The 18526-nt window shown below is 58.5% G+C and carries 17 protein-coding genes and 1 pseudogene; 13 read left to right on the plus strand and 5 right to left on the minus strand.

The features are described 5' to 3' along the window. Positions 1 to 361: 361 nt before the first annotated feature. From mmuM to M8013_RS03185, 3 genes are all read right to left on the minus strand, one after another. Entirely contained in the window at positions 362 to 1294 is a 933-nt protein-coding gene (gene mmuM / locus M8013_RS03175) for a homocysteine S-methyltransferase (protein WP_271266388.1), read from the minus strand. Continuing rightward, positions 1281 to 2684, minus strand: coding sequence for an S-methylmethionine permease (gene mmuP, locus M8013_RS03180; RefSeq protein ID WP_271266389.1), 1404 nt, complete (start codon positions 2682 to 2684; stop codon positions 1281 to 1283). Before mmuP ends, mmuM begins: the two co-directional genes overlap by 14 nt. Positions 2685 to 2931: 247 nt before the next feature. After that, the gene (locus M8013_RS03185; protein ID WP_271266390.1) at positions 2932 to 4119 is read right to left on the minus strand and encodes a multidrug effflux MFS transporter; all 1188 of its coding nucleotides are present in this window, start codon (positions 4117 to 4119) and stop codon (positions 2932 to 2934) included. A gap of 249 nt (positions 4120 to 4368) precedes the next feature. Here M8013_RS03185 and M8013_RS03190 point away from each other — a divergent pair, with 249 nt between their 5' ends. From M8013_RS03190 to M8013_RS03210, 5 genes are all read left to right on the plus strand, one after another. Next, a complete protein-coding gene (locus M8013_RS03190) occupies positions 4369 to 5478 on the plus strand; it encodes an AI-2E family transporter (RefSeq protein ID WP_271266391.1) in 1110 nt (369 codons plus the stop codon). 50 nt (positions 5479 to 5528) lie between these two features. Continuing rightward, on the plus strand, positions 5529 to 7313 hold the full coding sequence (locus tag M8013_RS03195) for a diguanylate cyclase (protein ID WP_271266392.1): 1785 nt from the start codon (positions 5529 to 5531) through the stop codon (positions 7311 to 7313). Positions 7314 to 7457: 144 nt separating this feature from the next. Then, positions 7458 to 7910, plus strand: coding sequence for a GNAT family N-acetyltransferase (locus M8013_RS03200; RefSeq protein WP_271266393.1), 453 nt, complete (start codon positions 7458 to 7460; stop codon positions 7908 to 7910). Positions 7911 to 7995: 85 nt separating this feature from the next. Then, positions 7996 to 8331 (plus strand): DUF1294 domain-containing protein, encoded by a 336-nt coding sequence (locus tag M8013_RS03205; protein ID WP_271266394.1) that lies wholly within the window; start codon positions 7996 to 7998, stop codon positions 8329 to 8331. A 61-nt stretch (positions 8332 to 8392) separates the two neighbouring features. After that, a complete protein-coding gene (locus tag M8013_RS03210) occupies positions 8393 to 9022 on the plus strand; it encodes an NUDIX hydrolase (RefSeq protein ID WP_271266395.1) in 630 nt (209 codons plus the stop codon). Between the two features lie 41 nt (positions 9023 to 9063). On the opposite strand, the gene M8013_RS03215 is transcribed toward M8013_RS03210, so the two are convergent. After that, positions 9064 to 9303 (minus strand): DUF2164 domain-containing protein, encoded by a 240-nt coding sequence (locus tag M8013_RS03215; protein ID WP_271266396.1) that lies wholly within the window; start codon positions 9301 to 9303, stop codon positions 9064 to 9066. A 269-nt stretch (positions 9304 to 9572) separates the two neighbouring features. Here M8013_RS03215 and M8013_RS03220 point away from each other — a divergent pair, with 269 nt between their 5' ends. The 8 genes and pseudogenes from M8013_RS03220 (at position 9573) to M8013_RS03255 (ending at position 17258) form a co-directional block, all read left to right on the plus strand. Continuing rightward, positions 9573 to 10799, plus strand: a complete 1227-nt coding sequence (locus tag M8013_RS03220) for an anaerobic sulfatase maturase (RefSeq protein ID WP_271266397.1) — start codon at positions 9573 to 9575, stop codon at positions 10797 to 10799. Positions 10800 to 11178: 379 nt separating this feature from the next. Continuing rightward, positions 11179 to 11292: pseudogene (locus M8013_RS03225) on the plus strand (type VI secretion system tube protein Hcp); the annotation flags it as partial. Between the two features lie 175 nt (positions 11293 to 11467). Next, complete coding sequence (locus M8013_RS03230; RefSeq protein ID WP_271266398.1) at positions 11468 to 11800, plus strand: DUF1493 family protein; 333 nt, start codon at positions 11468 to 11470, stop codon at positions 11798 to 11800. A gap of 151 nt (positions 11801 to 11951) precedes the next feature. Further along, entirely contained in the window at positions 11952 to 12623 is a 672-nt protein-coding gene (gene paoA / locus M8013_RS03235; RefSeq protein WP_271266399.1) for an aldehyde dehydrogenase iron-sulfur subunit PaoA, read from the plus strand. Further along, positions 12620 to 13576, plus strand: a complete 957-nt coding sequence (locus tag M8013_RS03240; protein ID WP_271266400.1) for an FAD binding domain-containing protein — start codon at positions 12620 to 12622, stop codon at positions 13574 to 13576. The genes paoA and M8013_RS03240 overlap by 4 nt, the downstream gene beginning before the upstream one ends. After that, the gene (gene paoC / locus M8013_RS03245) at positions 13573 to 15771 is read left to right on the plus strand and encodes an aldehyde oxidoreductase molybdenum-binding subunit PaoC (protein ID WP_271266401.1); all 2199 of its coding nucleotides are present in this window, start codon (positions 13573 to 13575) and stop codon (positions 15769 to 15771) included. Before M8013_RS03240 ends, paoC begins: the two co-directional genes overlap by 4 nt. A gap of 9 nt (positions 15772 to 15780) precedes the next feature. Beyond that, positions 15781 to 16707: an XdhC family protein gene (locus tag M8013_RS03250; RefSeq protein ID WP_271266402.1), complete on the plus strand. Its 927-nt coding sequence runs from the start codon at positions 15781 to 15783 to the stop codon at positions 16705 to 16707. Continuing rightward, a complete protein-coding gene (locus M8013_RS03255) occupies positions 16707 to 17258 on the plus strand; it encodes a nucleotidyltransferase family protein (protein WP_271266403.1) in 552 nt (183 codons plus the stop codon). The genes M8013_RS03250 and M8013_RS03255 overlap by 1 nt, the downstream gene beginning before the upstream one ends. 76 nt (positions 17259 to 17334) lie before the next feature. Here M8013_RS03255 and M8013_RS03260 read toward each other — a convergent pair whose 3' ends face one another. Then, the gene (locus M8013_RS03260; protein WP_418939521.1) at positions 17335 to 18360 is read right to left on the minus strand and encodes an alpha/beta hydrolase; all 1026 of its coding nucleotides are present in this window, start codon (positions 18358 to 18360) and stop codon (positions 17335 to 17337) included. Positions 18361 to 18526: the final 166 nt, after the last annotated feature.

Raw genomic sequence — 18526 nt, forward strand, 5'->3', positions numbered from 1 at the left:
TGTGGTGGTACAGCACGAAAGTGGGGGTGATCGACCTGAAGAAAAAGTCGATCACCATGGGGAAAGGGTGTTAAAAAGTGTTCACCATGTCCCCGAACACCTGTTTACCATGTCCCCGGTCTGTACAGTGGGAGAGGGCCGGGGTGAGGGCATCAGGCCGCACAACCTGTTTTTAGTCTTTGCTCCCTCTCCCCGTGTGAGAGGCCCGGGGTGAGGGCATCAGGCCGCACAACCTGTTTTTAGTCTTTGCTCCCTCTCCCTGTGGGAGAGGGCCGGGGTGAGGGCATCAGGCCGCACAACCTGTTTTTAGTCTTTGTTCCCTCTCCCCGTGGGAGAGGGAACAGATTGTGCGGGCTGGATGTCAGCACTGCACCTTCAACTGCGCAATATCCTGCGGCGTGGTCCTACAGCATCCACCAATCAGCTTCGCACCCGCCGCTAACCACTGCGGCAGATAGCCCGCCAGCGTCTCGCAGGCTTCGCCGTGATGGTGCCAGGTTTTAGTCACTGCATCGTAATGTTCACCCGAGTTCGGATAGACCACCAGCGGCAGCGTGGTCAGGCTGTGCAGGTGCTGCAGCGCAGCGGTAGTGTTTTCCAGCGCAATACAGTTGATGCCCAGCGCCACAACCTGCGGATTATTCGCCAGCACAGATACCACCTCACGCAGCGGCGTACCGTCGCTGAGGTGCTCGCTGTCACGCAGGGTTAATGAGAACCACGCCCGGGCGCGCGGGTATGCGGTCAACAGTGCCGCCAGCGCTTTTATCTCGTCAAAGGAAGGCAGCGTTTCGCAGGCCAGCAGGTCGGCACCCGCATCCAGCAGCGCTTCGACGCGCGGACGGTGGAACGCGCTAAATACCTCGGCGCTCCGTACATAATCCCCCCGGTACTCCGAACCGTCGGCCAGGTATGCGCCGTACGGCCCGACCGAGCCCGCCACCAGCAGCGTGCCGGCCTGCGGGTTTTCGGCCAGATACGCCTCGCGCGCTTTACGCGCCAGCTCAACACTTTTACCAATCAGCGCCCGGGACTGCGCTTCGTCCAGCCCGCGAGCGGCAAAACCGTCCGGCGTGGCCTGGTAGCTGGCGGTGATCGCCACCTGCGCCCCGGCGCGGAAGTAGTCCAGATGCACGGCGCGGATCAGCTCCGGGTTTTCCATTAGCACTTTCGCCGACCATAAACTGTCGGCAAGGTTACACCCGCGCGCTTCCAGTTCCGTCGCCATCGCCCCGTCCAGCACCACAAACGGCTGGCTGTCGAGGAGGGCGGTAAGCGGATTATTCTGCGACATGTTCAGGCTCCTGCGTTTTCACATTTTGAGTAAGGTAGTACGCGCCATAGCACAGGGCGACAAACGGCAGGCCGCAGTACAGGGCGATGCGCTGGGTCGGGTCGAAGGCCAGGCCAATGCAGGCCACCAGGCACAGCACAAAACCCAGTACCGGCACCAGCGGATACCACGGGGCGCGATAGTGCAGTGCCGCCAGAGGCTGGCCGGACTGCAGATGACGGCGGCGGAACACAAAATGCGACGCGCAGATGCTTATCCACACCGCCACCACTGCAAAGCCCGAAATCGCCGACAGCGCGACAAACACCGTGTCGGGGGCAATCACACTGGAGAACAGCGCCAGCACGCCACCGAGCATTGACACCGACAGCGCCGTCAGCGGCACGCCGTTTTTATTCACCCGGGCAAAGCAGCGCGGCAGCGTTTTCTCATTCGACAGCGACCACAGCATCCGCCCGGAGGCGTACAGCCCGGAGTTGGCGGCCGAAAGGATCGCCGTCAAAATCACAAAGTTCACGATATCCGCCGCGTACGGGATGCCGACCTTCTCAAACACCAGCACGAACGGGCTTTTTTCGACGCCGGCCTGCTGCATCGGGATCAGCGCCGCCAGCACAAAGACGGTGCCGATAAAGAAGATGATCAGCCGGGCGATGGTGGTCCGAATGGCTACCGGGATCACCTTGCGCGGGTTCTCCGTTTCGCCCGCGGCAATGCCGATAAGCTCGGTGCCCGAGAAGGCAAAGTTAACCGCCACCATGGTCATCAGGATCGGCAGGCCGCCGTGCGGGAACCAGCCTTCTGCGGTGATATTGCTGAGGCCCGGCGCCGGGGAACCGTCCTGCATCGGGATAAAGCCAAAGATCGCCGCCCCGCCGAGAATAATAAAGGCGATGATGGTGATCACCTTTACCAGCGAGAACCAGAACTCCCCTTCGGCAAAGAAGCGGGTCGAAATGACGTTGAGGAAGAAAATGGCGGCGCAGAACACCACGCACCAGGCCCAGACCGGCACCTGTGGGAACCAATACTGCATGCAGAATCCAGCGGCGGTAAAGCTCGATCCCAGCGCCACCGTCCAGGTGAGCCAGTAGAGCCACGCCACGGTATAGCCGGTCGCGGGCCCCAGATAGCGGGTGGCATAGACGTGAAAGGCCCCGGTTTCCGGCATCGCGACCGAGAGTTCACCGAGACACTGCATCACCAGCCACACCACCAGCGCCCCAATCGCGTAGGCCAACAACGTTCCCGCCGCCCCGGTGGTCGAAATGATGTAACCGGTATTAAAGAATAACCCTGTGCCAATCACGCCACCGAGCGAGAGCATAATCAGGTGGCGCGTTTTCATGGTGCGCTGTAGCTGCCCATTCTCGTTTTGTTGTGTTTGCATATTACCTTCTAAACGTATGGACATCTAAACATCCAAAGAAGGTATTTATACCGCGAATGTTAATCAATTACTAGCCGTGTACCAGCCGCAGGCGAGCGCGACGGGCGCTCAGTCGGGGACGGGCGTTGCGGATCACGAATAAGATGGGTCGCCATGCCATACACACCTCCTTCCAGCAGATGAGTAAAGCATGCACCGTTTCGCTGATATCGTCGGTCAGGCGAAAGTTGTATCTGTTTTCTACCAGCTAAACTCGCGGCAGGCGTCGCTGCGCCAGCAACCAGCTGGCAACGGTGAACGACGCGATGATCCACGCCATCGTCCATGGCGTGCCGTCGCTCATCGTGGCCAGCAGCAGCGAAGAGATAATCCCGCTGCCGTACTGCAATGAACCAATCAGCGCCGATGCCGCGCCCGCGTGGCCCGGCACCGCATCCAGCGCGGCGGCAGTAGAGGTGGCGGCGAGAATACCGTTCATCGAGAAGAAGACAAAAACCAGCGCCACAATCGCCACAATGCCCCCGAGACTGAACCAGACGCAGATTGCCATCACCACAGCGGCGAGGGCCGCCACGGCAGAGGCATACCTGAGCAGCGTTTCCAGGGGATGGTGGCTTACCAGCCTGCGATTGACCACGCTCATGCCCATCAGCCCGACAATGTTCAGCGCAAACAGCCAGCCGTAGTGCGCAGGGTCGACACCGAAATAGCGGATATAGACAAACGGCGAGCCGGTGATAAAGGCATACGCCGCCACGTAGTAGCAGGTCAGGATGAGGGTGAATTGCATGAACTTACGGTTACGCAGCAGCGCGCCATAGTTCCTGAACGCGCCCGCGACCGACGCTTTGACCCGCTTCTCTTCGCCCAGCGTTTCCGGGAGCCACCACAGGGAGATAAACATCAGCCCGCCAATCACCGCCAGCAGCCAGAAGATGCTGTGCCAGGTGCTGAATCTGATCAGCTGACCGCCGATAAGCGGCCCGGCAATGGGGGCAATCGCCATCACGACAACCAGCGTTGAGAGCATCTGTGCGGCGCGGGTGCGGCTGAACAGATCGCGGATCATCGCCCGCGCCAGCATCGGTCCGGTACAGGCTCCCAGTGCCTGAAAGACCCGCCAGAAGACGATATGGGTAATGTCGGTCGCCAGCGCACAGCCCGCGGATCCGATCATAAACAGCGCCATCCCGATAAACAGCGGAATGCGCCGCCCGAGGTGATCGCTGATCGGCCCCCAGATCAACTGGGCAATGGCAAAACCGACCAGGAAGCCGGTGATGGTCAGTTCGACATTACCCTGCAGTTCGGCCGCCATCATCGGCATGGCGGGGAGATAGATATCGGTGGATAACGAGGTGAACGCCATTAAGGCGCTCAGGATCAGCACAAACGGCAGACCCGTGGTGCTGACTTTTGCTGGGGGAGCAATCATAACAATCCGCTTCACAGTAACTGGACGCTAACGATACTGGAAATTGATGTTATCAATAATGCCGGGGAATCAGGATGGGGTTATGAAGAGGGTTCATCAGTACGGTCTTTTGCCCGGCGCCGCGACGCTTGCAGGGGCCTACGAAACCCGCTCATGTAGGCCGCCGCCACCCGGCAACAGGCTCAACGTAATGATAAATCATGCGAATCATTCTATAGTTAAAGCGTTTATTAATTTAAGGACGTACGTATGCGCTTTAACGGACTGACCAAAGGCTTTTTCATCCTCATTCTTTTTCTTGTTTCCTGGGCGTTTTTCGATGTGCTGGCGCCCTACTTCTCGGCCATTTTGTGGGCCACGGTGCTGACGGTCATTTTTTATCCGGTCAAAAATCGGCTGCGTATTGCGCTCGGCGATCGCAACGGACTGGCGTCGCTGCTGAGTATCGGGCTTATCTGCCTGATTGTGTTTATTCCGCTGATGGTGATCCTCTCGTCATTAGCCATTGAAATTAATCTGGTTTATAGCCGGCTTCAGCAAAGCGACACTCAATTCTCTGGGGTGGTGGCAAACCTGTTTACGCACCTGCCCGACTGGCTACGTGGCCTGATGGTGGAACACAAGCTCGATTCCGCCACCGAAATCCAAAAGAAACTGTCTGATGCTGCACTCCAGGGCGGGCAGTACCTGGCCGGCAGCGCATTCCTGATCGGTAAAGGGACTTTCGGGTTTGCGATTAGCTTCGGCATCATGCTCTACCTGCTGTTTTTCCTGCTGAAAGATGGCCCGTGGCTTATCCGCCAGATCCTCGACACCCTTCCTTTGTCCAGTTATGTGAAACATCACCTGTTCGCCAAATTCGCCGCCGTCGCCCGTGCCACGGTCAAAGGCACCGCGGTGGTCGCCGTCGTGCAAGGCGCGCTGGGCGGGATTGCGTTCTGGATTGTCGGGATCAACGGCAGCATTCTGTGGGGCGCGCTGATGGCGTTCTTGTCCCTGATCCCGGCGGTAGGGTCGGCCATTATCTGGGTACCGGCGGCCATTTACCTGTTCGCCACCCAGCAGCTGTGGCAGGGCCTGTTTATCGTCGGCTTCTTTGTGATTGTGGTGGGGCTGGTGGATAACATTCTGCGCCCGCTGCTGGTGGGCAAAGACACCAAAATGCCGGACTACCTGATCCTGATCTCCACCCTCGGTGGGATGGAGATTTACGGCATCAACGGCTTTGTGATTGGTCCGCTGATTGCCGCGCTGTTTATTGCCTGCTGGAACCTGCTCTCGGGTCGCGATCACCCCGGTAATGCCGAAGAGATTGACGAAGCCATTATCGAGGAAGGAAAAAATTCGCCCGATGTATAAGTTACCGATATTCTGGTGAAAAAAATCGCCTTGTTTAGAAGGAATTAACCGTGCGCATCGCCACCATCACGAACTGGGCTTACGGTGCCACCGTCTGTCTGACCCTTGCTTCCGGCGTGACCATGTTAATGGCCTCCAGTGCCGAAAACGTCGAACGACAGGCGGTTGAACAGCGCTACGTATTTGACCAGTTGACCGAAGAGGTGGAGGTGGATGCCTGGGCGCTTTCCGACCTGGCGCGGCTGTACGTCATCAGGCAGGATCCCGCCGTGCTGCAGTCGCACCAGCAGAAAGCGGCATCGATGGTCAAGGTTGAGCATCGGCTGCAAAAGCTGAAAGACGTGGGTGCCAGCGACGACGAGCTGGCGCTGCTGCACAAAGGTTTACAGGTTGCCGATGCGCTGCTGGATGAACAGCAGACCGCTTTCGCCCACGTTGCGCGCGGGGAGCAGGCACAGGCCATCGCGCTGATGTATGGCGATTTGTATGAGAACGAGCTTGAACAGGTGCAGAGCCAGCTCGACCATTTCCGCCAGATGCTGGACCGACGCGCCCAGGGGGCGATCCAGGATGCGGTGGAAAAATCCTACGCGCTCAGAACCCTCTCCGAAGTGATGGTCGGCCTGACCGCACTGATGTTTTTATTTGTCCTCGGGTTTATCCTCAAACGCCGGGTGCTGCACCCGGTGGTACGCCTGAGCGATGTGGTCAACCGGCTGGCGTCGCAGGATTATGCGGTCGAAACGCCGGACTATCGCCAGATCGATGAGATCGGCGATATGGCCCATGCGATCCGCATCTTTCGCGAGAACGGCCTCGTGCGTCAGCAGCTGGAGAAGGAGCGCGATGCCCACTGGGAGATCCGCGGGCTACTGGCGCGCATGACCCAGCGCCTGCAGGGCTGCGAATCGTTCGAGGATATTCTGAACGTGGCCCAGCTTTTTGCGCCGAATATTGCGCCGGGCGTCGCCGGACGGCTGTATCTTCTCGACCGGGAGCCGTGGCAGATGCGCTGCGCCGCCGAGTGGCTTAACCCGCTGGGCGAGCCCGACCCGTTCCACCCCGATCAGTGCTGGGCAGTCCGGCGCGGCCAGAGCCATCCGCCGGTCAACGGCGAGCCCGATATCGCCTGTTATCACCTGCCGGATGCCTGCGCCAGTCAGACGCTGTGCGTGCCGCTGATTGCCCAGGGCGAGGCCATTGGCCTGCTCTCTTTCCAGAATATCACCCCGGAAATGGCCCCTTCCCGCGCTTATCTTGAGCTGATGGCCGAAGCGCTGGGGCTGGCGTTGGCCAACCAGCGCCTGCGCGACGCCCTGCTGGCAAAAGCGCTGTTCGATCCGCTCACCGGACTGCGTAACCGTCACCATCTGGAAGATGCCCTGCATACCCAGATGAGCCAGGCGCAGCGCAGCGGCAACCCGATCAGTTGCCTGATGATCGACATCGATCACTTCAAGCGCATTAACGACAGACTGGGCCACGATGCGGGCGATCAGGTGCTGAAAAGCGTGGCGGGCGTTATTCAACGCTGCGTGAGCGACAAGGGAATGGCGTTTCGCTACGGCGGTGAGGAGTTTCTGGCCCTGTTGCCCGACATGGATGACGCCGCCGCCTACACCTGCGCCAGCGCGATCCACACGGCGGTACGCGGCCTGACGCTGCACTATGAGCTGACGGAAATCGGCCCGGTGGATGTGTCGATTGGTATTGCCAGCTATCCGCAGCACGCTCAGAGTGACAACCTGCTGCGCGCCGCCGACGTGGCGCTGTACCGGGCCAAAGAGCTGGGCCGCTCGCGGATTGTCAGCTTTGGGATGCTGGAGGCGGGGTGATCGGGCGCCCGTTTTATTTCTGCGAGGCGGGCAATTTACCTGCAGGGTCAGCTTCAGTTCAATGGGTTTCACAACTTTTTCGTATGAATCCTGAGTATTGCAATAACTTATACTGGAGCCTGATTCTCTGCCGGTATGATTAAAATGATAACCATCGAAAAATCTAGCCCAACCTCAAACGATTCCCTGGCGCTCATTGAGCAACTCTCCACAGAGCTTAGCGTTATTACCGGAGACAACGGTAAAAGCCACTTTGATCCACAGGATGTCTCAGGCGCAAGGGCAGTGTGGGCGATAGCAAAAGATGAATACCACCAGCCTTTAGGCTGTGGCGCTTTTCGCCCGCTGTCGGAGACGACTGCCGAACTCAAACGTATGTATTCTAATCGTGCTTACCCAGGCGTGGGTATGGCGTTACTCACCTGGCTTGAAAACGCGGCGCTGGCAATGGGTTATCGTGAACTACGGCTGGAAACGCGGAAAGTTAACACGCGCGCGGTACAGTTTTATCTCAGGCATGGCTATGTGCTTATAGACAACTATGGCCCCTATGTGGGGCGTGAGGAGGCGATTTGCTTCGCAAAATGGTTAGCCTGACGCGATTTAGCCACGCGGATTACTCACCCTATGGAATCAGGTATCATTGCCCTCCCATAATCCTTGCTAATGCCGTTGCTGCTCTATGCGCCTCAATTACTTGTGTTATTTTCTGTTGCTCCTTGCCGCCGCTGGCAGCGCCTTCCTGCCCTACCCTTTTGCGACCTGGTGCCTGCTCGTCAGCGTGCTGACGCTGCTCATCTACGGTGCCGACAAACTGGCAGCCCGCAAGGCCTGGCGCAGAGTGCCTGAATCGACATTGTTACTGTGTGGATTTGTGGGCGGATGGCCCGGCGCGATAATCGGTCAGCAGCTGTTTCGCCATAAAACCCAGAAACAGCCGTTTAAGACCTGGTTTTGGGTAAGCGTGATCCTGAATATCGTGGTGCTACTGGCCGCCTGGCGATACTCCGCTTTCTGATGTGGGGGGGTTGTCTTTCAGGGTTAGCATTATATGCTGGAAACACTGAACCGGAGGCTAAATGACTGACCCCATTAACGATCATGAACTGACAGAAATTTCCCAACGCCTGCAGGCGCTCGCGCAGACCGGGCTCACCTACGCCAGAGATGTCTATGACCGGGAGCGGTATGACAGCCTGATGCTGATCGCTGAACGACTGTTATCAGCCCGCTTTGATCTGTCGGAAGAGATGCTCAAAACCCTGCATAAAAACGAGACCGGCTACACCACCCCTAAAACCGACGTACGCGCCATCATCCTTCGGGAAGGCAAGCTTTTACTGGTGCGTGAGAGCGATGACGGAGGCTGGAGCCTGCCGGGCGGCTGGGCCGATGTCGGGGACAGTCCGTCCGTGGCGGTTATCCGTGAAGTGCAGGAAGAGACGGGTCTTGACGTTAACGTCAGTCGCCTGCTGGGGGTCTGGGACCGCAATCTGCACGGGCATCCCCCTTATCCCTGGCACGTCTATAAGATGATTTTTTTATGTGAGGTGACGGGCGGCGAGATCGCCATCAGCCATGAATCGCTGGATATCGGCTTTTTCGATCCTGACTGCCTGCCGGAACTGTCCCTGACCCGGATCGTGCCTGAGGAGATCCACGCCAGCATCCGTACCGCCCGCGAAGGTGGCCCAACCTATTGTGACTAACGGTCATTTCGTCAGCCGCACCTTGCAGGGTGCGGCCATCTTCAGACGATCTTCTTCAGCTCTATCTCTTCCTGGATCCGTTCGCTGTACGCCTGATGGGTGCGGATCGCTTCGTCGATGCCCGCGTTGTAGATAGCAATCCCCAGCGTCTCGATCACGTAGTCGGTGAAGAACTCCGCGTCGAACTGCTCGAGTTCTAAATCAAAGTGCTCTTCGCAGTAGGCCACCAGCTTGCTTCTGATCGCCTCCCGCTCGTTTACATCCAGTTTGATATCCGCCATCACGCATCCTTAATCGGTTTCTTCAGCACGGCTTCGCCAGGCTCATTTTAATCAGCATCACGCCCGGCATGCCACAGGAGATCGCCACAATGAGCTTCTGAACTTTAAAGCCACATTATTTATCTGGTTATCTGGCGCCGGATAGGTTGCAATGGTCACCGCAAGCAGACGGCTCAAGCCTGACATTTACCCGTCGTCATGCCAAAACGAAGCACATTAAACATATTTAATATCAATATATTAATGCCGTTTTTATCCAGGGAGGGAAAATGAACCGTCCATTTCATCTGATGGCCAAACCGGTCAGCTACCAGTGCAATATCGCCTGTGAGTACTGTTTTTATCTGGCAAAAGATCAGGGCACGTTGAAGCCACGCAAAGCCGCGCGCCATATGGATGACGCCACGCTTGATGCTTATGTTCGCCAGTATATTGCCGCCCATCCGGGCCGGGAGGTGGAGTTCACCTGGCAGGGTGGGGAACCGACGCTTGCCGGGATCGCGTTCTACGAAAAGGCGCTGACGCTGCAGCAAAATTATGCCGACGGGAAATCGATCCGCAACAGCATTCAGACCAACGGGGTGCTGATCAACGAGGCGTGGGCGCAGTTTCTGGCGGCGAACAACTTTTTGGTCGGGCTGTCGGTGGATGGTCCCGCCTGGCTGCACGACCGTTACCGCAAAACCCGCAGCCAGCAGTCGGTGTTTGAACAGGTCGTTCAGGCGATGCACCTGCTGAAAAAACATCAGGTTGATGTCAACGTGCTGACAGTGGTGAACAACGTCACCGCGGAACATCCGCTGGAGATTTATCAGTTTCTCACCCGGGAACTGGGCGCGGAGTTTATCCAGTTTATTCCGGCCGTGGAGCAACGCCCCCTGAACGAGAAATATGGCGAGCTACTGTATCCGCAGTCGCTGACGGGCGGGAGCGTCACCGAGTGGTCGGTATCGGGCGAGCAGTGGGGACGGTTTATCACCAGCGTGTTTGATGCCTGGGTACGCCAGGACGTCGGGCGCGTCTTTATCCAGCTGTTTGACAGCGCGCTGGCCGCGTGGCTTGGCGAAAAACCCTCCCTGTGCGTGATGCAATCATCCTGCGGTTTTGGCCTGCTGGTTGAGCAGAATGGCGATGTCTACAGCTGCGATCACTACGTGTATCCGCAGCACCGGCTGGGAAATGTGCGCCGCGAGAGTCTGGCGAAAATGGCGAACGGCAAGCAGCAGCGCAAATTTGGGCTGGCGAAAACGCACCTTACGGCAGAGTGCGGACGCTGCGAATGGAAATTTACCTGTCACGGCGGCTGCCCAAAACATCGGATCCACCCGTCTGGCGAGCGCTGGCATAACCACCTGTGTGCCGGCTATAAAGCCATGTTTAGCCATATGGATCCGTATATGCGCTTTATGGCGGAGCAGATCCGCCAGCGGCAGCCACCCGCCAGAATTATGGAGGTGGCTGCCAGCATTGCTCAGGTAAATGTCGCGGCGGGATAAGGCTAGCACTGCGGATGGTGCAGCCGCTAACGCGTTTACGCCAGGTGTGGGCGTGATGCTGAAGGAGAACTTAAAAGAAAATAATTAACTCTTCCCGTAAAAGGTAAATTCAATATACGCACAGGATATCTAACTCAAAACAAATTCACCTGCCCTATTATCTGCCTCACACATTAAAAATATAAACACTAAAACATCAAGAATGGTTAATGAAATTTATTCATGCTATAACAGCCCAACCAATATAACTCAAACCTATAGCCACCATCGCTTAAAAATAATCATTACCAACCTTTCACAAATAATTAAAATGCCTCAACGGCATTCTATTAAAAAATAACAACAATGGCTATTACCGGTAATTTGTGGATCTATGATGACGATGGCAGCACCTGAGGACAAAAACAACAATCATCTGGAAACTGTTGAATGACGTCATGAGAAAATTACCTGGAAGCGTTGTGATAGTAATGTAATATTCAAGGATGCATGAATCGAGCGCCAAACTGCATAGGAGAGTGAATGGATACTGTTGAAGAAATTAATAACACCTATTTCTACAAGTTATGTCAAAAAACAAAAGAATGATATTGCGTGATGCAAAAAACCAACAAACTCGCTGCTGTTATTGCCCGTCCCAAAGACCGGATACCCTGGACATATTTCTGATGAGTAGCATTCAAAACAAAGTATTAATGCTCTTTCGGCAAGAAATTCCCGGCTATCTTGACGGCAGTGGTAAAGAGGTCCCTCTGGAACTCGATTCAGATTTATTTGATGCTCCTGGTGACGATCTGCATGATGCCCTGAATGCGTTTGAGAAAGCCTTTAATGTGGACCTGTCGGCTGTCAGGTGGTCTTGTTATTTTCCCTGGCAAAATACCCCTTTGCTGACGCGATGGTTTACAGCAAAGCGGGAAGATATCGATGCTAAACGCCAGCCTTTGACCGTCAGGATGTTTGCTGAATCAGCCGCCGCCGGAAGATGGCTGTTTCACTGATACGGTTTATCTCACTCTCCGGTCATCACGCCCATCACCATTTAAGAATAATCCCACTCACTTCGCCGACTATGCTTAACGTTTAAAAAACAGACAGCATCGCTGCCCCCCTTCTGCTTCTTTTTCCCCTTTTGAATACCGGAGGCCTGGTATGAGCAACCAAGGCGAACATCCTGATGACCATCAGGCGAATTTCAATCTGAGCCGTCGGACGCTACTCAAAGTGAGTGCGGCCACAGCGGCGACAGTGGCGGTTTATCCGCATTCTGCGCTGGCCGAAGGCGAACCCGCCGTGACGCCAGCGCCGGAGATCCTGCCCCTGACGCTGCGCGTCAACGGCCAAAGCCAGCAGCTGGAGGTGGATACCCGTACCACGCTGCTGGATGCGCTGCGTGAAAATTTGCATCTGACGGGCACCAAAAAAGGCTGCGACCACGGGCAGTGCGGGGCCTGTACCGTGCTGGTGAATGGCCGCCGGCTTAATGCCTGCCTGACGCTGGCGGTGATGCATCAGGATGCTGACATCACCACCATTGAAGGGCTGGGTACGCCTGACCATCTGCATCCGATGCAGGCGGCGTTTATCAAGCATGATGGTTTTCAGTGCGGCTACTGCACGTCGGGGCAAATCTGCTCCTCGGTGGCGGTACTGCAGGAAATTAAGGACGGCATTCCCAGCCACGTCACCCTTGACCTGGTCTCGCCGGTGGAAATGACGGCAGATGAAGTGCGTGAACGGATGAGCGGCAATATCTGCCGCTGCGGCGCGTATGCCAACATTCTTGCCGCCATCGAAGACGCTGCCGGGGGGCTTAAATCATGAAAGCCTTTACCTATGAGCGCGTAAAAACTCCGGCCGAGGCCGCCGCCAGTGCCCAGCGCACGCGCGGGGCAAAATTTATCGCCGGAGGCACCAATCTGCTCGACCTGATGAAGCTGGAGATCGAGACCCCGACCCACCTGATCGACGTCAACGGTCTGGGTCTGGACAGCATTCCCGCCACCGATGAGGGCGGCCTGCGCATCGGCGCGCTGGTGCGTAACACCGATCTGGCGGCCGACTCCCGCGTGCGGCGTGACTATGCGGTGCTGTCCCGGGCGTTACTTGCCGGGGCCTCCGGCCAGCTGCGCAATCAGGCCACCACGACGGGCAATCTTCTGCAGCGCACTCGCTGCCCCTATTTTTATGACACCAACCAGCCGTGCAATAAACGCCTGCCCGGCAGCGGCTGCGCGGCGCTGGAAGGCTTTAGCCGTCAGCATGCCGTGGTGGGCGTCAGCGAGGCGTGCATTGCCACCCATCCGAGCGACATGGCGGTCGCCATGCGGCTGCTGGATGCGGGAGTAGAAACCATTGCCCCGGACGGCAAGGCTCGCACCATCCCGGTGGCGGATTTCTATCGCGCGCCGGGCAAAACGCCCCATCTCGAAACCACACTCACGCCAGGTGAGCTTATCGTCGCCGTTACCCTGCCGCCGCCCGCGGGCGGGAAACACATTTACCGTAAAGTGCGCGATCGCGCCTCCTACGCTTTTGCACTGGTCTCGGTGGCGGCGATTGTTCAGCCGGACGGCAGCGGACGCGTGGCGCTGGGCGGCGTCGCCCATAAGCCGTGGCGAATGGCCGAGGCCGATGCCCAACTGCCGAATGGCGCGCAGGCGGTGTATGACGCGCTGTTCGCCAGCGCGCACCCGACGCCTGAAAACGCGTTCAAATTAACCCTGGCGAAGCGCACGCTTGCCTCCGTGCTGACAGAAGCGAGGGCTCAGGCATGAAATTTGATAAACCGGCAGGGCAAAACCCGATTGACCAGTTGAAGGTGGTCAGCCAGCCGCACGACCGTATCGACGGCCGGCAAAAAACCACCGGCACGGCGCACTACGCCTACGAATGGCATCAACAGGCGCCCAATGCCGCCTATGGCTACGTCGTCGGTTCGGCGATCGCCAAAGGGCGGATCACCGCCCTCGACATCGATGCCGCAAAAAATGCGCCGGGTGTGTTAACGGTGATCACCGCCAGCAACGCGGGCGCACTCGGCAAAGGGGATAAGAATACCGCCACGCTGCTGGGCGGCCCCACCATCGAACACTATCACCAGGCCGTGGCGCTGGTGGTTGCCGAGACCTTCGAGCAGGCGCGTGCGGCGGCGTCGCTGGTGCAGGTGACCTATCGCCGTGACAAAGGCGCGTACTCGCTGACCGAGGCGAAACCCACCGTCACGCAGCCGCCAGACGACACCCCCGACAAAAATGTGGGGGATTTCGAGGCGGCGTTTGCGGCGGCGGCAGTGAAGCTGGACGCCACCTATACCACGCCCGACCAGAGCCATATGGCGATGGAGCCGCATGCGTCGATGGCCGTCTGGGAGGGGGATCGCGTGACCGTCTGGACCTCGAACCAGATGATCGCCTGGTGCCGCGCCGATCTGGCGACAACGTTGAAGATCGCCCCCGAGAACGTGCGCATTCTGTCGCCGTACATTGGCGGCGGGTTTGGTGGCAAATTGTTCCTGCGCAGCGATGCCCTGCTGGCGGCGCTGGCGGCCCGCGCGGTGCAGCGCCCGGTTAAAGTGATGCTGTCGCGACCGGCGATTGCCAATAACACCACCCACCGCCCGGCCACCCTTCAGCACATCCGTATCGGTACCGATTCGGCGGGGAAAATTACCGCCATCGCCCACGATAGCTGGTCCGGTAACTTGCCCGGCGGCACGCCGGAGACTGCGGTTCAACAGACCGAACTGCTCTACGCCGGTGCCAATCGCCATACCGGCCTGCGGCTGGCAACACTGGATCTGCCCGAGGGCAACGCCATGCGCGCCCCTGGTGAAGCGCCGGGCCTGATGGCGCTGGAAATCGCCATTGATGAGCTGGCAGAAAAAGCCGGCATCGATCCCGTTGAGTTTCGCATCCTCAATGATACCCAGGTCGATCCGGCCAATCCGCAGCGCCCTTTCTCGCGCCGACAGCTGATTGAGTGCCTGCGAACGGGGGCGGAACAGTTCGGCTGGAAGGATCGCCATACCACGCCCGGCCAGGTGCAGGACGGGCGCTGGCGGGTGGGTATCGGCGTGGCGGCCGGTTTTCGCAACAACCTGTTAGAAAAATCCGCCGCGCGGGTGCATCTGGATGCCGACGGCAAAGTGACGGTCGAAACGGATATGACCGACATCGGCACCGGCAGCTACACCATCATTGCCCAGACCGCGGCCGAGATGCTCGGCCTGCCGCTGGAAAAGGTGGCGGTGCATCTGGGGGATTCCAGTTTCCCGGTGTCGGCCGGTTCCGGCGGGCAATGGGGCGCGAACACCTCAACTGCCGGGGTGTACGCCGCCTGCATCAAGCTGCGCGAAGCCATTGCCGCGAAGCTGGGATTTGATCCTGACCAGGCGCAATTTAGCGACGGGAAGATCACCAGTGGGACGCAGAGCGCGAACCTTGCCGAGGCGGCCGCTAATGGTCGGCTGACCGCCGAAGACAGTATCGAGTTTGGCGATCTGGCGAAGCAGTATCAGCAATCGACCTTTGCCGGGCATTTTGTCGAGGTCGGCGTCGACAGCGATACCGGGGAGGTGCGGGTGCGGCGAATGCTGGCGGTGTGCGCCGCCGGACGGATCCTGAACCCAAAAACCGCCCGCAGCCAGGTGATTGGCGCGATGACCATGGGACTGGGTGCCGCGCTGATGGAGGAGCTGGCGGTAGATACGCGGCTGGGCTATTTCGTTAATCACGATATGGCAGGGTATGAAGTCCCGGTCCATGCCGACATCCCCGAGCAGAAGGTGATTTTCCTGGAAGATACTGACCCGATCTCCTCGCCGATGAAAGCCAAAGGGGTGGGCGAGCTCGGCTTATGCGGGGTGGGCGCTGCGATTGCCAATGCGGTGTATAACGCGACGGGAGTGCGAGTGCGGGACTATCCCATCACCCTCGATAAGCTGATCGGCTCCCTGCCGGACGTGGTGTAAGGAGGAACGATGCCCCACTCTTTTTCTGGCCTGGCTGACCTTCGCCAGTGCACCCCGCAACCGGCGTTTTTGACCGATGACAGCAGCGAAATACTGCGCTTTGCGGTCGAGGCCCTGATGTCCGGCCAGGCGGCGGCGTTGGTGACGCTGGTTGCGATCCGCGGCGGCGCGGCGCGATCGCTGGGGGCGCAGATGGTGGTGCGCGAGGACGGCCAGTATTGCGGTTTCGTCTCCGGGGGTTGCGTTGAATCGGCGGCGGCGTTTGAAGCGCTGGAGGTGATGGCCTCCGGCCGGGATCGCGAGGTGTGCTATGGCGAAGGATCGCCGTGGTTCGACATTGTCCTGCCCTGCGGAGGCGGGATTACGCTTACCATTCATAAACTGCGCTCGGCGCTGCCGCTGCTGGCGGTACTTAATCGTCTGGAACAGCGCCAGCCCGCGGGGCTGCGCTACGTCCCGCGTACCCAACGGCTCTCCTGCCTGTCTGCGCTCACCCGCACCGGCTGGTATCACGACGGTTTCGAGATGGGCTTTCAGCCGGACGTGCAGCTGATGATCCTCGGGCGCTCGCTTGAAGCCCAGGCGACGGCGGAGCTGGCCGCCGCGGCGGGCTATGACATTGTGGCCTCCGAACCGTTGCCTGTGCCGATAGATGCGGACACGGCGGTGATCCTGCTGTGCCACGATCTGGATCGCGAGCTGCCCGTCCTGCAGGCCGCGCGCGACGCGCATCCGTTTTACGTAGGCGCGCTCGGCAGCCAGCGCACGCACGCGCTGCGCAGGCAAAAACTGCGCGATCTCGGCTGGCGTGATGAGGAGATCGCGCGGATCAAAGCGCCGATTGGCATCTTCCCGAAAGCCCGGGATGCACGCACGCTGGCGCTGTCGATCCTGGCGGATGTGGCGGCGGCGCGCCTGCATCAGGGCGAAGAATAATGGCCTCGCCGGTGGTGATTATTCTGGCGGCCGGACGCGGCGAGCGGTTTCTTGCCTCTGGCGGCATGAGCCATAAACTGGATGCACTGCTGGGCGGAGAGTCTGTGCTGACGCGGGTGATTCAGGCGGTCGAGGCCGCCAGTCTGCCGTGGCATCTCGTCCGGCCAGCGGGGGGAACCGCAGGGATGGGGGCGTCCATTGCGCTTGGCGTAAGCGCCACGGCGCAGGCGCCGGGATGGTTAATCCTGCCAGCCGACCTGCCATTGATTCAGCCCGACTCTTTGCTGCGCGTCGCCGCCAGTCTTGCGGATAACGCGATTGTTGCTCCCCATTACCAGCAACGCCAGGGCCATCCGGTAGGCTTCCGGCGCGAATATGGTCCGGCGTTACAGGCGCTGTCAGGCGATACGGGCGCAAAAGCGATCCTGACGCGCGCCCGCCAGCGGGGAGAGGTTCAGGATATTTCCCTCTGCGATTACGGCATCGTGCACGACATCGATACCCTCGCCGATTTAGAGACGGCACGGCAGGTTTATGAATTTCATTCATAGCACCTATTCACCGGACGTAATTATCTTTCCGATCCCTTTCGCTATGCTGGCATCATCGCCTGACGCGCCGTGAGCGCTAGATATTCTTATCGAAGAAGGTATCCAGCTTATTCATCGCCTGGTCAACGTAGCGAGGAACCCAGTAGGTTTCGATATGCGTTGCGCCGTCGATCAGAAACAGCTCTTTGTTCTGGGTCCCGGTGGCCAACTTGTAGGCACTTTCGGTCATGTACAGCGAGTCCGCTTTGGTCCCGGCCATCATGAGCAGCGGCTGGTTGATGAGATCCATGTTGCTTTGGGCATCAAAACGCATCAACTCCAGCAGGCTGCTGGTGGTATAGCGGAACGTTGAATTGGGATGGGCGTGCGTTTTCCAGTAATACGCGTAGCCCTGGCGATAGAGATCGAACGGCAGTTTGGCAATTTGTTCATCGGTCAGATTGGCATCACCGGAATAGCTGACTTCACCGGTAGCGGCTTCTTTGGCGCGCGCCTCGCTGGCCAGCGTCAGACGTTGCTGAACAGTGGCGAGCTGCGAGTCCTGATAACCGTTGCGACGCACGCGACCGGAGTCAAACATGCTCAGCGTCGCCAGGGCTTTAAAGCGCTTATCCGTCTGGGCGGCCTTCAGTGAATAGCCCCCGCCGCCACAGATGCCCAGCAGGCCGATACGGGCGGTATCAACCCCGGGATACTGGCTGATGTAATCCGCCATACCGTGGATATCCTCGATGCGGTTGGCGGGTTGATCCACGCTGCGAGGCATACCGCCGCTGGCGCCCTGATAAGCTGCATCGGCGGTAATGGTGATGTAGCCGTGTTCGGCCAGACGCTGCGCATACAGCCCGGCAACCTGCTCTTTCACGCCGCCATTCGGATGGGCCACTACCACCGTCGGGTATTTTTTGGCGGGGTCGTAGCCAGCCGGGGTATAGACGTTGGCCGCAATCTGGATGCCGTGCAGATCGTATTTCACCGGATGGATGTTGACCTTACCTGCCACATTCTCAGTAATGGCGCCGTCGTAGACGAGGGTAAACGGGTTCTTCTTGTAATCGGCGGCGTTGACTGTCGTGACGCCAGCCATTGCCGTCAGCAGCATGGCGGTGAATAGATTGAATTTCATGGTCATTCCCAATAAGTGATGATGTGTGGCCTCAGATTAGGAACCGAGGACTGTCACCAGGGTGACGGCTGGATAACATTTTTGTCAGGAAACGGTCAGCTTGATGTTGGTGAGGAGGCGGTATTCTCATCGGATAAAACGC

The sequence above is a fragment of the Silvania confinis genome (assembly GCF_025564085.1).
Lineage (GTDB): Bacteria > Pseudomonadota > Gammaproteobacteria > Enterobacterales > Enterobacteriaceae > Enterobacter > Enterobacter confinis.

What these genes read in the sequence shown, in the direction of transcription:
- mmuM (WP_271266388.1), bottom strand. Translation starts at nt 1,294, where the DNA reads ATGTCGCAGAATAATCCGCTTACCGCCCTCCTCGACAGCCAGCCGTTT.
- mmuP (WP_271266389.1), bottom strand. Translation starts at nt 2,684, where the DNA reads ATGCAAACACAACAAAACGAGAATGGGCAGCTACAGCGCACCATGAAA.
- M8013_RS03185 (WP_271266390.1), bottom strand. Translation starts at nt 4,119, where the DNA reads ATGATTGCTCCCCCAGCAAAAGTCAGCACCACGGGTCTGCCGTTTGTG.
- M8013_RS03190 (WP_271266391.1), top strand. Translation starts at nt 4,369, where the DNA reads ATGCGCTTTAACGGACTGACCAAAGGCTTTTTCATCCTCATTCTTTTT.
- M8013_RS03200 (WP_271266393.1), top strand. Translation starts at nt 7,458, where the DNA reads ATGATAACCATCGAAAAATCTAGCCCAACCTCAAACGATTCCCTGGCG.
- M8013_RS03205 (WP_271266394.1), top strand. Translation starts at nt 7,996, where the DNA reads ATGCGCCTCAATTACTTGTGTTATTTTCTGTTGCTCCTTGCCGCCGCT.
- M8013_RS03210 (WP_271266395.1), top strand. Translation starts at nt 8,393, where the DNA reads ATGACTGACCCCATTAACGATCATGAACTGACAGAAATTTCCCAACGC.
- M8013_RS03215 (WP_271266396.1), bottom strand. Translation starts at nt 9,303, where the DNA reads ATGGCGGATATCAAACTGGATGTAAACGAGCGGGAGGCGATCAGAAGC.
- M8013_RS03220 (WP_271266397.1), top strand. Translation starts at nt 9,573, where the DNA reads ATGAACCGTCCATTTCATCTGATGGCCAAACCGGTCAGCTACCAGTGC.
- M8013_RS03230 (WP_271266398.1), top strand. Translation starts at nt 11,468, where the DNA reads ATGAGTAGCATTCAAAACAAAGTATTAATGCTCTTTCGGCAAGAAATT.
- paoA (WP_271266399.1), top strand. Translation starts at nt 11,952, where the DNA reads ATGAGCAACCAAGGCGAACATCCTGATGACCATCAGGCGAATTTCAAT.
- M8013_RS03240 (WP_271266400.1), top strand. Translation starts at nt 12,620, where the DNA reads ATGAAAGCCTTTACCTATGAGCGCGTAAAAACTCCGGCCGAGGCCGCC.
- paoC (WP_271266401.1), top strand. Translation starts at nt 13,573, where the DNA reads ATGAAATTTGATAAACCGGCAGGGCAAAACCCGATTGACCAGTTGAAG.
- M8013_RS03250 (WP_271266402.1), top strand. Translation starts at nt 15,781, where the DNA reads ATGCCCCACTCTTTTTCTGGCCTGGCTGACCTTCGCCAGTGCACCCCG.
- M8013_RS03255 (WP_271266403.1), top strand. Translation starts at nt 16,707, where the DNA reads ATGGCCTCGCCGGTGGTGATTATTCTGGCGGCCGGACGCGGCGAGCGG.
- M8013_RS03260 (WP_418939521.1), bottom strand. Translation starts at nt 18,360, where the DNA reads ATGCTGCTGACGGCAATGGCTGGCGTCACGACAGTCAACGCCGCCGAT.